This window comes from Psychrobacter sp. CoH-33_TS_01 (genome assembly GCF_058189395.1).
This window is the reverse complement of record NZ_JBVGQI010000002.1, coordinates 484320-498266: the sequence shown is the minus strand read 5'-3', so window position 1 is coordinate 498266 and position 13947 is coordinate 484320. Positions and strand designations below refer to the sequence as shown.

The window sequence follows — 13947 nt, the reverse complement described above, 5'->3', positions numbered from 1 at the left end:
GCACAATAGTGTCTCTAGCGGCTGCTATTGACGGGCTTATGGCCCAAATCAATAGCCTGACTGTTTCTATATCGTGGATGACGTTGGATACTTTTAACATTAAAACTATAATTTTACGCTGTAGGCGCTTTATTATTTAACCCATCTACTTTGTCATTGATTGACAACTACTTATTAACCCATAACCCTATAACTTCTTATTGCCCTATAAATAGGATGAGGACTTTCCATTGTTGAATTTAGACCATACCACGCTGATTATTATCGTGACGGTCATCGTCAGTTTGCTAGCGTGGCAAAGCAAAGCTTTGTTAAACCGTTTAATATTCTACCCGCCAGCGATTGCTAAAGGCGAATGGTATCGGTTAATCACCCATGGTTTTATCCATGCCGATAGCACGCATCTCCTCTTCAACATGTTTACCTTGTACTTTTTTGGCCGCGCTATCGAGCAATTTTATGCGCAGTACTTTAATGGTTTCGGTTTTATTCTATTCTATCTAGCGGCTATCGTTGTGGCCATTATTCCTAGTTATTTGCAGCATAAAGGCGATGCCACTTACCTCAGTCTCGGGGCATCCGGCGGCGTATCCGCGGTCCTATTTGCCTTTATTTTGATGGCCCCTTGGGACATGCTGTATTTATTCGCTATCGTCCCTATCCCAGCGATTGTGTTTGCGATTGCCTACGTTGGTTATAGTATCTACGCCAATAGTAAAGGCACCTCCAATGTCAATCATCTGGCCCATCTATGGGGCGGCGCCTTTGGGGTCGTCGCAACCATTTTATTAAATCCTAATGTCTTACCGCATTTCTTTAATGCGTTGCTGTATCCCAATTTTTAAACCAACAGTAGCTTAGCAAGGGTTGTAGAGCCGCCCATAAAAAAAGCCAGCATCCTTAATGATACTGGCTTTTTTTATGCTGAAAATTTAACTTTACGCGGTCAGCTCACTGACTGCTCTGCATCTTAGCTGTGCTTAATGCTAGCCCTGCTCAATGCTAGCTACGTTTAATCCTAGCATTGCTGAATCCTAACCATGTCGCCTCTTAATCGTCGATTTTCGCTTGGATATAGTTTTGCATACCGATGTCGCGAATCAAGTCTTTTTGCGTGTCCAACCAATCGATGTATTCTTCGTTACCGTCTTTAATCCCTAATAACAGCTTGCGCGAGACATAGTCTTGTTTTTGTTCACACAGCGTCATGGTATCGGTAATCATGGCGAATTTCTGATCTTCTAGGCGCACATTGCACTCAATCATTTCTTCCACGTCTTCACCGATATAGAGTTTGCCGTAGTCTTGTAGATTGGGCAGACCCTCTAACAGCAGAATACGTTCGATAATAGCATCTGACCACTTCATCTCTTGAATGGATTGCTTATAGAAATTCTCGTTCAGCTCTTCGATACCCCAGTTTTTGGCGATACGAGCATGCAAAAAATACTGGTTAATGGCAATCAGTGATTGGCCCAATACTTTATTCAATGCGCGGATGACTTCTTTATCCCCTTTCATATCCTACCCCTTTATTTTGCTTAATAGTTCCAGTCAATATCTCTTAAATGGTGGCAGTGACCTAGCTTATTTCAGCTCGGGTTCGACCTCACCCATTTGGCTTTGGAGGTAATTGGGTAGGCCAATCATATCGATAAGGCGCAGTTGCTGCTCAAGCCAATGTGCATGATCCTCTTCAGTATCTTCTAATTGAGCGACCAACATATCACGCGTGACATAGTCGTGCTCAGTCTCACACAAGGTAATACCGTCTTTAAGATGCTGCTGTACCTGATATTCCAGGTTTAAATCCAATTGCAGCATTTCTGGCACAGTCGTACCAACGTTGATCTCATCGACCTTCATATTAGGCTTGCCGCCCAACATCATGATACGACGAATAATGGCTTGAGCATGTAGAGTCTCGTCTGCCATCTCATGATGAATACGCTCATACAGCTTGCCATAGTGCCATTCTGCATACATTTCAGAGTGGATGAAATACTGATCGCGAGCGGCTAATTCACCGCCGAGCAAAAAGTTTAGATAATCAATAACTTGTGGGCTGCCTTTCATGGGTGCACCTATGCGTCTAAGAGTAAATGGCTCTAAGTCTATTTTTAGAAATGAGGAGTATTGTTTAAACAAAATTTTAACACAAACAGCTTGATATACTAGCAACATTTAGAACTGGGAATGAAGGGGGAATTGAGAATAAGACCTGATTAGATTACTGAGATAAGCTGAGGAATACTTTAAATTATTAGGTAGGCTGACCCCATCCCTAGTAAGGCAAACAGCGTTTTTTTGACAAAAAAATAGCCATTATTTTAATATAAAGCCCATTTAGGACAGTAATTAATAATAATGACTCATTTTATAAATTGCGAAGCAGTCTGAAAAGGAAATAACCAGCGTGGTAACCCATCAAAATTTAGCCGACTTACTACTTAAACTTTGCTTTAAAAACTTGCTGTAAAAAATGGCTTTAAAACCTAAACCGCATAGGCCAATTGACTGACCAATTCGCTATCGGCCATCATCTCATGATGTGCATCCAAATAGTCATTCACCATAGGCTCACAACAGCCGCAGCAAGTTGCCACATCTAAGGTCTCTTGCAGGCCAGCTAAAGTATCAATACCCGAGGCAATAGCCGCTTTGATTTGCTTTTCTTTGACATCATTACAGATACACACGTACATGCGATTGCTCCTAAGCCACTATGACAGGGAATAATCCTGATCACTCTTTGACTTAATTAATATAATCATAATGCCGCCCTGCTCTAACGAGACAGCGTTATCGTTTAGCCGCTTTTACTTTATAGCCCAGCTTTGACTCACTACTGCTAACCAGTTATATCTTGCCTGCTTATTCCTTGAAATCTTATCCCTTGGAATAGAAGAGCGACTCACTAATACAGCTATGGTAACGATAATTATTACTATTTACAATACCTTTCATGCATTATTGTTGCAAGTTACTTGTCTAGCCTTACTGTGTCTGTAGCTACATCTAGGCTGCTAGAAATCGTGGGTTAATTCTCTGCAAGACCAATTACAGAATTAAGATCTAATTAGAGCAAAATCATGAATTTGTCAGATGTCAGATACATGCTTTCCCTATTATTCAAGTAAGTTAACGCGATGTAGGGTTTTCTAACGCAAGTACTCCGAAAGGATGCACGATATCAACGTAGCGGCTACATAACATACAAAGCATTACTAAAATAGCGAATTAAAGCGCCATCGCTAGTGCTATCTTGAACTTGTTTACAACTAGGGACTTGGGTGTTATATGTTTTGTAACTCAGTACCAGTCAGTTGATTCTAAGTTTAAGTTAACCTCTAGCAGCGCTTACTTTAAGATATGTGTTTTTAATAAAACTATCTTTCTTTGATAAGTGCTAAGTAGTGAACCAGACTTAGATTAGGACTTACCCAAATTTATTAATAATACTAGGAATCCCTAGGGAACTATTTTTCTATTTTAAAGGAGTATATTATGTTTAGATGGGCTATCATTTTCGCAGTTATCGCTTTACTTGCCAGCTTCCTTGGTTTCGGTGGTGTCGCAGGTTTAAGTTCAAACTTTGCGTACATTTTCTTAGTAATCGCGGTTATCTTGTTCATCGTTGGTTTCATCTCACGTAAAGTATAATTTTTTGCGCCGCTTAATTGAGAGTTGTTAGTAGATAACCTCTAAAGAAGCTGGCCATTAATACTGGCTTTTAATAAAAGCAACGTGACGAAAGAAGGCATCTTAATAGGTGCCTTTTTTTACGCGTGAAATTAGTCCCATATAGCTAAGTTACCGAATGGCTAGTCGGTTTTAGCAGCCCTATCAGCCCACCATTAACGCTATAATGCTGCTGAGATGCTACAAAAATTTAACTACAGTCGTTGCTAATTTTCTTAGCGTTAGCTAGCTGCTATTCACCCCTTAATTTCCATAAAGCCTCCTTCAATAAACAACCATTTTGATAAAAACTCTATTAATAAAAGGCAGAAGTACCTTATGATTTATGATGTCATTGGCGATATCCATGGCCAAGCTACTAAGCTTAAAGGTCTATTGGCTAAACTTGGTTATACTCTAACGACTGATAAGCTTACGGATACGGGCAATACTAGCTACTATGCGCCCCCTGCTGGCCATCATGCCCTATTTATTGGTGACCTTATTGACCGTGGTCCACAAGAAGTAGAAACCTTAGAGATCGTTTTTGCAATGATTGACGCCGGAGTTGCCCAAGCTATTATGGGCAATCATGAATACAATGCTTTGGCCTATGCCACTCTAGATGAGTCTAGTCCGGAGGCGGAGAGCCGCTATTTGCGCTCGCACAATGTCACCCATGAGCGTCAGCATCAAGAGTTTTTAGCGGAAGTCCCGTTTGGTTCCGCAGAGCATCACTATTGGCTCTCGCGGTTTTATGAGTTGCCGCTGTGGATTGAGACTGAAGCCGCTTGCTTTGTGCATGCCTGCTGGGATGTCGATAATATGGCGGTACTCAAGCCGCTATTGACCGAAGACAATTGCCTAACGCCAGCAGCGCTACAGCGGACCAGCCAAAAAGGCACTAAAGAATATGATGCGCTCGAGCGCGTGCTCAAAGGGGTAGAGATTCCACTGCCGCAAGGGCTGACCTTTACCGATAAAGATGGTGCCGTGCGCCGCAATATGCGCGTACAGTGGTGGCTGCCTGATTTACATGATAAGTATATAGTCGATATCGCACGCGCACCCTCGTCAGACTTAGCGCAAATCCCTAAAGACACGCGGGCGGAAGGTTTGGACTTTACCTTACTTACGGATAAGCCGGTCTTTATGGGGCACTATTGGCTTACAGGTACGCCGGTACCGCTGAGCCCGCAGGTTGTTTGTACCGACTATTCAGCAGCAGGACCTGGTTATCTGACTGCCTATTTACTGGATACTGCACAACCCTTGCCCCTTAGTGCGGATAATTTTGTCCAGTACATTCATACTTAATACGCGCCTAATCTGAGGGCTAGCGACCTCATCTGCGCCTAGATGGCAGCTCAAACTAGAAATTCGGACAGTAAGACGTAACTAAACCTAATTGTTGCTTTTTATCGCGGTCGTTTTTTTGTATGATGGTCGTTTTGTAAGGATACTGCGCCATGACTTCCTCTCCTGCTCCTATCGCTTCACCAGAAGGCCGTGCCAAAGTCGGTATCATTATGGGCTCGCAATCCGATTGGGCGACGATGAGTCTGGCCGCACAGCTGCTGACTGACTTTGCTGTCCCTTTCGACTGTGAAGTGGTATCCGCTCACCGTACCCCCGACCGCCTATTTGACTATGCTAAAACGGCTCAAGAGCGTGGCCTACAAGTCATCATCGCCGGTGCCGGTGGCGCAGCGCATCTGCCTGGTATGTGTGCCAGTCAGACGGCACTACCTGTATTGGGTGTGCCGGTGAAATCCTCAACCTTAAGTGGCTGGGACAGCTTATTATCTATCGTACAGATGCCTAAAGGTATCGCGGTGGGTACCCTAGCGATTGGTACGGCGGGCGCTTATAATGCGGCGTTACTAGCCATTCAAATCCTAGCCCTACATGATGAAGCCTTAGCAGAAAAGTTAAAAATCATGCGCCAACACCAGACCGATACGGTACTAGCCAGCCCAACGCCAGGTTTAATAAACCTTTAAACGGTTGGTACTTTCAAGCAAATTTGCTAAGGGGCTGCCTTTAATAAGCAGCTCCTTTATGTTACAACCGTGCCATTACTTTATCGCAGCGCTATGAATTAACTGTTGTTATGCGTGTTTTTTTAGTATTGTCTACTATACGGCTATCTCATTCACAGCTATCGATACTAGAGCGCCCTACTCTATTAATGCTCAGCCACCTCCCCCTTTTTACTCCTGTTTTTAAGAGCCTTTTATGACCCAAGCTACCGCTTATCCAGCCAGCCAAACTATTCATACTATCGGTATTTTAGGAGGAGGTCAGCTCGGTATGATGCTGGCCGCAGCAGCTATGCCTCTCGGCTACCGTTGTGTCTTTTTAGAAGACAGCCCCAACTGCCCGGCCTCCCTCTATGGCGACGTCTATAGCACTGAGCAGCTAGAGGACTTTATTGCCGCCGCTGATGTCTTTACCCTAGAGTTTGAAAACACCCCTTTAACACCGGTTGAACAGCTCGCACAGCTATCAGTACAAGGCCATAAACAAGGCATGTATCCCCCGCCGCAAGCTTTAGCAGTGGCGCAAGATCGACTTAAAGAAAAGTCTTTGTTTAACCAACTCAATGTTAGCACCGTGCCTTTTCTAGCGGTCTCCTCCCAAGCGGAGCTACAACAAGCTTGCACCACCTTAGGCTTACCGCTAGTGCTCAAAACCAGCCGTGGGGGTTATGATGGTAAAGGTCAGTTTGTCCTAAAGACTTTGGCCGATGTGGCCCAAGCTTGGGATGAGTTAGGGGGCGCGGTCAAAGGTAACGGCAGCTTAACCTCGACGCCGGCTCCTTTGATCGCTGAAGGCTTTATTGACTTTAGCCGTGAAGTGTCCATTATTGCTGCGCGCGCACAAGATGGCAGCATCCGCAGCTATGATTTGGTAGAAAACCATCATTATCAAGGTGTTTTGGCCAAGACCCATGCGCCGGCGGTCGGCACTAGCGACCTATTGGCTAGGGCGCAGTCGGCCATCAGCACCATAATGAACCATTTAGACTATGTGGGCGTGATGGCACTCGAGCTGTTCGTCTGTAAAGACGCTGAGGGCAATGATACCGTTTTGGCCAATGAGATTGCGCCACGCGTGCACAACTCAGGACATTGGAGTATCGAAGGCGCGGTCACCAGCCAGTTTGAAAACCATATTCGCGCCGTCGTCGGTCTACCGCTTGGTGATACCGATAATGTCCACCCTTCCGTGATGATTAACGTGTTGGGCCAATATCCCAATGTCAGTGACGTCTTGGCCATTGATGGCGCGCATTATCACACTTATCATAAACAAGAGCGCGCAGACCGTAAGATTGGCCATATCACCTTGATGCCTACTGATGTGGCTAAGTTAGAGGCCGCTCTCGAGCAGTTGGTTAAGGTGTTGCCCAATAAAGTAGGGTTGGATGAATAAGGCAGGTTTGAATAAATGAAAATTTGGATAGATGCGGACGCTTGCCCCTTGGTGGTCAAAGACTTGGTGACTAAGACCGTCGAGCGTACTAAGGTACCTGCTATCTTTGTCGCCAATCAGCCCATCAAAGTGCGCAAGTCGCCGCTCATTAGCATGGTGGTGGTGTCATCAGGCTTTGATATCGCAGATGATTACATTGCCGATAATGTCGAGCCTGGCGACTTAGTGATCACCAGCGACATCCCCTTAGCCAACGATGTGCTGGATAATGGCGGCCAAGTGATGACTCCGCACGGGGTGATTTATGACAAAAACAACATCAAGCAAAAGCTCAATGGCCGCGACTTTATGGACATGATGCGCGGTACTGGCGCGATAGACCTCACGCAAATGGCAGGACAAAAGCCCTACTCTGATAAAGACAAAAAGGCCTTTGCAGATGGGCTAAATCGCTTGGTGCGTTAAGCCTGTCCTACCGGAAAGCTCAACACCTCCTCTATCGTTTTTGCCCCCGTCACCACCATTAGCAAGCGATCCACCCCTAAGGCGATACCGCTACAGGGGAGCAGCTCATCACTGGCAGCCAATAAATATTTATCGATAGGCATAGTGGGCAAGCCCCGTGATTGGCGCTCGCTATTGTCTAGCTCAAACCGAGCTTTCAAAGCTACCGCATCAGCGAGCTCATCATAGGCATTGGCAATCTCTAAGCCATTGATATAGAGCTCAAAGCGGCAAGCCACGTCATTGCCCTCTTTGTCTTGTTTAATCTTGGCAAGCGCCGCTGTTGCCGGCGGATAGTCGGTAATCAGGGTGGGCAAATCATGGCCTAAATGCGGCTCCACCAAATGACTAAACAGCAAATCTAACCAGCCTTGGTGGTCATTACCCAGGTCAATACCGGCGAGCCCTTTATCCGCCGCAATAGCAGACAATACCTCACAGCTGGCCTTTAGCGGATGAATGCCCACATAATCCATAAACGCCTGCGCATAGCTATAGTGATTCATAATCAGCCGATAGCCAAACACCGCCGCCAGCAAATCCGCCAGCTCATCGCCCAACTGCGCCAAACTGAAGCCGGGACGATACCACTCGAGCATAGTAAACTCACTATTGTGGCGACTGCCCACTTCATTATCCCGAAAGACTGGGCACAGCTGATATATTGGCACTTGCCAGCTCGCCAATAACCGCTTCATCGCAAATTCAGGCGAGGTATGCAGGTAATGGGTCTGCGGCTTATCCTCTACCGTAACATTGACTGAGACCGAGGGCACAAAAACATCGGTATTGCCCGCTTGCGACAGTAATGGCGTCTGCACTTCTAACACCTCACGCTCTGCGAAGAACTGACGGATAGTCGTCAGCATATTAGCGCGTTTATACGCCATATCTAGGGTCATGGTGGGGTGATAATCAGTTGGGGTCATGGCACAGTCTTGTTATAGGGTTATAGGAATACAGAGTTATAGAAATAAAGAGTTATAGCAATACAGGATGTTGCGATAGCGATGCAGCACTTCCCTAGCACAATAGGAAAAATGGTTAGCGATTAACCATACTGCCATTCACGTCGTAACGGATAGTTTTTGCGCAGTTGATCAAAAGCCAGCCCAGGGACTTCCCCTGCTGTCTCATCAACCGCATTGCGCAATAGCGCATCGTCTTTTAGGATATCGTAAAACTCGGCCAGCTGCTGCTGGTTGCTGTGTAGGGCCGGCCAGCTATAGGGATTATCGGGCAATAGACTTTCCATTAAGGAAGTCGTTTCTATAATTAGTTGCTCGCTAAACGCCTTAACGAATGCCTCAAAGACCATCTGGGTTCCGCGCAGTTTACCCTCTAAGGTATATCCTGCGATATGTGGTGTTGCGATGACCAACTGATTTAGCAGTGCTGCGGCCACTATAGGCTCATGCTCAAAGACATCTAACACCACTTTCCTACCGGTCTCAGCGATATCTGCGGACAAAGCCGCTTCGCTAATCACAGGACCACGCGCCGTATTAATTAAGAGCGTATCCGCATGCATTTGCGCCAAGGCAGCGTTATCAATTAGGTGCTGGGTAGGATAGTCCGATTGCTCGGCAGTGGTGAGGGGCACGTGCAAACTAATCGCCTGACTTTGCGTCAGCACTTGCTCAAGACTAGCATTGTTAATAGCCGAGCTTGAGATAAGGGGGTCATAGCCTAAAACCTGCCAGCCTAAATCCAAGGCATATTGCGCTAAAGTACTGCCGATATTACCCAAGCCAATAATACCCAGCTTAACAGGCGCTCGACTAGATGCGCTGTCCCAGTACTCGGGGCGCAAGGTCAACATAGCCGTGAGCACGTATTGCGCGACCGAGTGCTTGCTACAGCCGGCCGCATTGCTAAACATAATCTGTCTAGCAGTCAGATATTCTTGGTCGATATGGTCGGTACCAATGGTCGCTGACCCGACAAACTTAACGCTCTCATTGCCGGCCAATAAGGTCTCATTAACCAGCGTGACTGAGCGCACTATCAGCGCCTCGGGCTGATACTCTGCCAAAACTGCAGCGGTGATATCACGCCCCGCCATAGCCACAATATGGACGGGCTGTCCCAGCACTTGCTCATTAAAGTAGTCATGGAGGCTAGCGATATTACTGTCAGCGATGAGGGTCAGCATAAAGGTCCACTTTTTTGTTAAATAGAAAGTCTACTTTTCTTGTTATATGACGGATGTGTTAAATCAATATTATTCGTTAAGGTATGACTACCCAGCGCTACTCAGCCGCCTCATCAAAATCCGTAGGGTTCGCTAACGGTTTTACTAAGCCATTATGTACAGGCACCCATTGATGGTCTTTGAGTTGAATAAACCGCGGGGCAAAAATTTGATTGCGATGTTGGGCAATCCATTCGCGCCAGATGGCTAGGGCAATGGCTAACACCACAGGGCCAATAAATAGCCCGACAAAACCAAAGGCCGTCAGCCCGCCCAGTACGCCAATAAAGATAATGATAAAAGGAATTTTGGTCGCGCCAGAGATGACAATCGGACGAATGAGGTTGTCCACCCAACTGATGACTAAGACCCCCCATAGCGCTAGGCCTATCCCTTCAGTGGTATGACCTTTGCTCAATAGCCACAGCGACACAGCGCCCCAAGCGAAAGGCGTACCGAATGGAATCAGCGCCACACCAAAGGTAATAAGGGTCATCAAGATAGGGCTGGGCGCACCCGCGAAATAATAGCCAATCCCTGCCAGTAAAGCCTGTGCTAATGCGGTCAAGCCAATACCATAAACCACAGCTTGAGTGGTGGTACCGACAGAGTCGATATAGCCATCAATACGGTTGCCGATAATATTGCGCAGCGCTTGGCGAATTTGCTTGACCAGACTGATGCCGTCTCGATAAAAGAAGAATAACGTCATTAGCGCCATGCCCATTTTAGCCAGACTACTAAAGGCCACATCCAAGGCAATTTTGCCATAATACAGATGCGATTGTAGCCACGCTTTGAAGGCGGCTAAAGACGCTTCAGGGTCTTTATTAATATTCCACAAAATGTCTTTAACTTGCTGACCAATCACTGGTAAGTCTTTGATATTCTCTGGTAAGTCGACGTAGCCGGCTTTGAGACGACGCAATAAAGTCCCATAAACGCTCAGCGCTTCTTGTTGCAAGACAAATAAGCCCACGACTAGCGGGATACCTATCATCAATGAAATGGCCACGGTCATAAGCCCCGCGCTAGTATTGGGGCTCAGCTTAATCTTTTTATGAAAGAAATTATAAATTGGAAAAGTCACATACGCCAATATCGCTGCCCATAAAGCCGGCACAATAAAAAAGTGCACGACTTTAAAGCATAAAATAAATAGCCCAAATAGCAATATGGTGGCCAGTAGACGTTGCGTCACCAGCTCTCTTGTCCAGCTTTCAATCATGTCAGGTAACCCAAATAGCGTGAGAAGTGACCATCTAAAAGTAAAACATTTAATAAAATAAAGCGGCTAGGCTAAAGTTAAGTCGTTGCGCAGCTCAGCAAGCGCACCCGACCCTATTCGGCAAAACTTAGGATGGGATAAGGTGATTATTATGCTCTAAGTTAGCATGAATGAATAATTATAACTTGTAACTTTTACTTACAATTTTACTTGTGCGCTAACTATAGCATCTGAACTATAAAACAGGCTTTTTTAGAGAGCAAAGTATTCATTTAATAAGGATTATAAAAGGCCCACAATAGATTCAATAATAGCTAAGCGCTAACGGTTATTATAACATTACAGAATAAGGGCAAAGGTTAGCTTATTAAGCCATGAGGGCAGTAAGGTATGTCTTATACAGTTGGCTCGCTACCTACTTAAAAAAAGCCCTAACCTAGTACAACGTCAAGGCCTAGCTCATATAGTCTTTACCTTACCTAACTGTTGTCTCTTATTAACACCGCAGCAACTAAGCCGCTGACTTTGTTACTGCCTTTGTTTAGTAAAAAAAGCTGACCACAATTGATGCTATACTAACCACGTTATCACTGCCTTACCGGTACCCTACGATAGAGCTAACCCCTATTCGTTATTCGATAACCGTTATTTGTCGTCTCTAAGCTGCTTCATTATTACTCATAAGTCGTTTATTTACTCTAAAATTGGGCCAAGTTGCGACTACAATGAGGATAATTATAGCTAGCCAGTAGGACAATTTTGCTTATATTGGGTCACTATCTGCCTAATCGTTGGCTATACAACAATTAAATAGAGCCTCCGGCCAGACTATGACGGAAGGCCTCTAATTAAAAAACGGCCACGGAAGATTAGCGTAATAAGGTATAGGCGATAAGGTTTACCCCATTTTTTTCATCCTTACTGTCTTTTAAGGCGAATAATTTCAGCCTTTTAAGCTCAAAGTAAGATAAAAATTCGTATTAAAGAAACTCGTATTATAGAAATAGGAACAACAAAGATGTCTAAAGACACTAATAATAGCGCTACCTCTAAGCACGACTCGCCTGATAAAGTCTCTTACGATAAAGTTACTTTTGCTCTAGCACAGTCGCATTTTTTAGTCGGTGATATCACTGGTAATGCTGACAAAATGCGTCAGTTGGCGGTAGAAGCCCGTAAGCAAGGGGCCGACGTTATTGTCTTCCCAGAGCTGGCACTACTAGGCTACCCACCAGAAGATTTACTGCTGCGCCCTAGCCTATCAGGTCGGGTAAAAAGTGCTTTGAACGCGCTGAGTGATGTAGAAGATATCGTGATGATTGTGGGCTACCCGCACGTCGATCACCATGGTACTTTTAACTCAGCGGCCATCTTGCATAATGGTCAACAAAAAGGCTTTTACCATAAGCAGTTTTTGCCGAACTATGGGGTGTTTGATGAGCGTCGTTATTTCGATAAAGGCCGCAATCAAGTCTTATTCGACTATAAAGGCATCACTATCGGTCTGCTAATCTGTGAAGATGTATGGGAAGACACGCCTATCAGAGATTTGAAGAATCAAGGGGCCGATTTAGTCGTGACCTTGAACGCTTCGCCTTTTGAAGCCGATAAACAAGCCCGTCGTAAAGCGCTATTGGCCAAACGCAGTAGCGAAGAGCAAATGCCTATCTTGTATGTCAATGCGGTTGGCGGCCAAGATGACCTTGTCTTTGATGGCGGCTCTTTAGTGTTCCAAGCAGATGGCACTATCGCTCATGAAGCTTCACGCTTTTTGAACCAGACGCTGATTGCTACTTTTGATGTTAAAGCGAAAAAGTTTGATTGCCAAGAAAAAGCGCCCTTAGGGCTGAGCCGTGAGTCTGAGATGTACCAAGCGCTAGTCGTGGGCTTACGCGATTATGTAAACAACTCAGGCTTTGGCGGTATCATCGTAGGTTTGTCTGGCGGTATCGACTCAGCATTGACCTTGTGTATCGCAGTCGATGCTTTAGGCGCTGATAAAGTTTACGCGGTCATGATGCCGTATGAATATACTTCGCAAATCAGCTTGGAGGACGCGCAAGCGCAAGCCCGTCGTCTCAACGTCTCTTATACCGTCTGCCCAATATTTGATGCGGTCGAAGGTATCCGCGCTACCCTAGCGCCACTGTTTAATAAATCGCGTGCTGATACTACGGAAGAAAATATCCAAGCGCGTGCTCGCGGCATGATTTTGATGGCGTTGTCCAATAAATTCGGTCACTTAGTGATTACTACGGGCAATAAGTCAGAGATGGCGGTCGGATACTCTACCCTATACGGCGATATGGCCGGTGGCTTTGACGTATTAAAAGACGTCTATAAATCAGAAGTATATGCGCTAGCCAATTATCGTAACCGTCTAGAAGATACCCCCGTAATTCCAGAGCGGGTCATTACGCGACCACCATCGGCTGAGCTACGTCCTGATCAAAAGGATCAAGACAGCTTGCCAGACTACGATATCTTAGATGCTATCTTGCGCCATTACATCGATGAAGACTTGGCCTACCAAGAAATCGTGGATAAAGGCTTTGATAGCGAGCTCGTCCTAAAGACTTTGCAGATGGTAGACAACAGCGAATACAAACGTCGTCAATCTGCTATTGGTACAAAGATTAGCGGCAAGGCCTTTGGTCGTGAGCGCCGTTATCCGCTGGTGAACAAATGGTCTATTAAAGGCTAAGGTAATGATGGGCTAACACAATGCAGGGCTAATACTATATAGCCACGCCCTGCACTTGCTGAATGACCGTTAAGCTGGGTGCTTTTGCCCAGCTTTTTTTAATGCCTACTATAAAGTATACGTCTGCTTTTAAGCCCGTTTTATTTCAACCTTATCTAATACAATCTCAACTTTATCCTACACTTACCTTCACTGATA

At 45.4% G+C, this 13947-nt stretch carries 13 protein-coding genes; 7 read left to right on the top strand and 6 right to left on the bottom strand.

The window, feature by feature from the left end; translation table 11 throughout:
• The first annotated feature begins 230 nt into the window (after positions 1-230).
• Complete coding sequence (locus tag ACZ2XM_RS05185; RefSeq protein ID WP_490587306.1) at positions 231-845, top strand: rhomboid family intramembrane serine protease; 615 nt, start codon at positions 231-233, stop codon at positions 843-845.
• Between the two features lie 205 nt (positions 846-1050).
• Here ACZ2XM_RS05185 and bfr (ACZ2XM_RS05180) read toward each other — a convergent pair whose 3' ends face one another.
• The 3 genes from bfr (ACZ2XM_RS05180) to ACZ2XM_RS05170 form a co-directional block, all read right to left on the bottom strand.
• Positions 1051-1521: a bacterioferritin gene (gene bfr / locus ACZ2XM_RS05180; protein ID WP_490587305.1), complete on the bottom strand. Its 471-nt coding sequence runs from the start codon at positions 1519-1521 to the stop codon at positions 1051-1053.
• Between the two features lie 66 nt (positions 1522-1587).
• The gene (gene bfr, locus ACZ2XM_RS05175) at positions 1588-2076 is read right to left on the bottom strand and encodes a bacterioferritin (RefSeq protein ID WP_490587304.1); all 489 of its coding nucleotides are present in this window, start codon (positions 2074-2076) and stop codon (positions 1588-1590) included.
• A gap of 419 nt (positions 2077-2495) precedes the next feature.
• Positions 2496-2705 carry a (2Fe-2S)-binding protein gene (locus ACZ2XM_RS05170; RefSeq protein WP_490587303.1) on the bottom strand — a complete coding sequence of 70 codons (210 nt, stop codon included), beginning with the start codon at positions 2703-2705 and terminating at the stop codon, positions 2496-2498.
• 802 nt (positions 2706-3507) lie between these two features.
• Between ACZ2XM_RS05170 and ACZ2XM_RS05165 the strand changes: the two genes are divergently transcribed.
• The 5 genes from ACZ2XM_RS05165 (at position 3508) to ACZ2XM_RS05145 (ending at position 7584) form a co-directional block, all read left to right on the top strand.
• On the top strand, positions 3508-3663 hold the full coding sequence (locus ACZ2XM_RS05165) for a DUF1328 domain-containing protein (protein WP_490587302.1): 156 nt from the start codon (positions 3508-3510) through the stop codon (positions 3661-3663).
• Between the two features lie 357 nt (positions 3664-4020).
• A complete protein-coding gene (locus tag ACZ2XM_RS05160; RefSeq protein ID WP_490587301.1) occupies positions 4021-4998 on the top strand; it encodes a metallophosphoesterase in 978 nt (325 codons plus the stop codon).
• Between the two features lie 152 nt (positions 4999-5150).
• Positions 5151-5684 (top strand): 5-(carboxyamino)imidazole ribonucleotide mutase, encoded by a 534-nt coding sequence (gene purE, locus ACZ2XM_RS05155; RefSeq protein ID WP_490587300.1) that lies wholly within the window; start codon positions 5151-5153, stop codon positions 5682-5684.
• 235 nt (positions 5685-5919) lie between these two features.
• Complete coding sequence (locus tag ACZ2XM_RS05150) at positions 5920-7119, top strand: 5-(carboxyamino)imidazole ribonucleotide synthase (RefSeq protein WP_490587299.1); 1200 nt, start codon at positions 5920-5922, stop codon at positions 7117-7119.
• Between the two features lie 15 nt (positions 7120-7134).
• Positions 7135-7584, top strand: a complete 450-nt coding sequence (locus ACZ2XM_RS05145) for a YaiI/YqxD family protein (RefSeq protein WP_490587298.1) — start codon at positions 7135-7137, stop codon at positions 7582-7584.
• Here ACZ2XM_RS05145 and epmA read toward each other — a convergent pair.
• From epmA to ACZ2XM_RS05130, 3 genes are all read right to left on the bottom strand, one after another.
• Positions 7581-8552, bottom strand: coding sequence for an EF-P lysine aminoacylase EpmA (gene epmA, locus ACZ2XM_RS05140; RefSeq protein WP_490587297.1), 972 nt, complete (start codon positions 8550-8552; stop codon positions 7581-7583). The two genes, ACZ2XM_RS05145 and epmA, sit on opposite strands and share 4 nt — an antisense overlap.
• Before the next feature lie 122 nt (positions 8553-8674).
• A complete protein-coding gene (locus ACZ2XM_RS05135) occupies positions 8675-9778 on the bottom strand; it encodes a 4-phosphoerythronate dehydrogenase (protein WP_490587296.1) in 1104 nt (367 codons plus the stop codon).
• Between the two features lie 97 nt (positions 9779-9875).
• Complete coding sequence (locus ACZ2XM_RS05130) at positions 9876-11045, bottom strand: AI-2E family transporter (protein ID WP_490587295.1); 1170 nt, start codon at positions 11043-11045, stop codon at positions 9876-9878.
• A 1018-nt stretch (positions 11046-12063) separates the two neighbouring features.
• Between ACZ2XM_RS05130 and ACZ2XM_RS05125 the strand changes: the two genes are divergently transcribed.
• Entirely contained in the window at positions 12064-13749 is a 1686-nt protein-coding gene (locus ACZ2XM_RS05125; protein ID WP_490587294.1) for an NAD+ synthase, read from the top strand.
• Positions 13750-13947 lie beyond the last annotated feature (198 nt).

Bases quoted from the DNA above. Each gene is read 5' to 3' on its own strand.
- bfr (WP_490587304.1), bottom strand. From the start codon at position 2,076: ATGAAAGGCAGCCCACAAGTTATTGATTATCTAAACTTTTTGCTCGGC.
- ACZ2XM_RS05160 (WP_490587301.1), top strand. From the start codon at position 4,021: ATGATTTATGATGTCATTGGCGATATCCATGGCCAAGCTACTAAGCTT.
- ACZ2XM_RS05125 (WP_490587294.1), top strand. From the start codon at position 12,064: ATGTCTAAAGACACTAATAATAGCGCTACCTCTAAGCACGACTCGCCT.
- ACZ2XM_RS05170 (WP_490587303.1), bottom strand. From the start codon at position 2,705: ATGTACGTGTGTATCTGTAATGATGTCAAAGAAAAGCAAATCAAAGCG.
- purE (WP_490587300.1), top strand. From the start codon at position 5,151: ATGACTTCCTCTCCTGCTCCTATCGCTTCACCAGAAGGCCGTGCCAAA.
- ACZ2XM_RS05135 (WP_490587296.1), bottom strand. From the start codon at position 9,778: ATGCTGACCCTCATCGCTGACAGTAATATCGCTAGCCTCCATGACTAC.
- ACZ2XM_RS05165 (WP_490587302.1), top strand. From the start codon at position 3,508: ATGTTTAGATGGGCTATCATTTTCGCAGTTATCGCTTTACTTGCCAGC.
- ACZ2XM_RS05145 (WP_490587298.1), top strand. From the start codon at position 7,135: ATGAAAATTTGGATAGATGCGGACGCTTGCCCCTTGGTGGTCAAAGAC.
- ACZ2XM_RS05130 (WP_490587295.1), bottom strand. From the start codon at position 11,045: ATGATTGAAAGCTGGACAAGAGAGCTGGTGACGCAACGTCTACTGGCC.
- ACZ2XM_RS05150 (WP_490587299.1), top strand. From the start codon at position 5,920: ATGACCCAAGCTACCGCTTATCCAGCCAGCCAAACTATTCATACTATC.
- bfr (WP_490587305.1), bottom strand. From the start codon at position 1,521: ATGAAAGGGGATAAAGAAGTCATCCGCGCATTGAATAAAGTATTGGGC.
- epmA (WP_490587297.1), bottom strand. From the start codon at position 8,552: ATGACCCCAACTGATTATCACCCCACCATGACCCTAGATATGGCGTAT.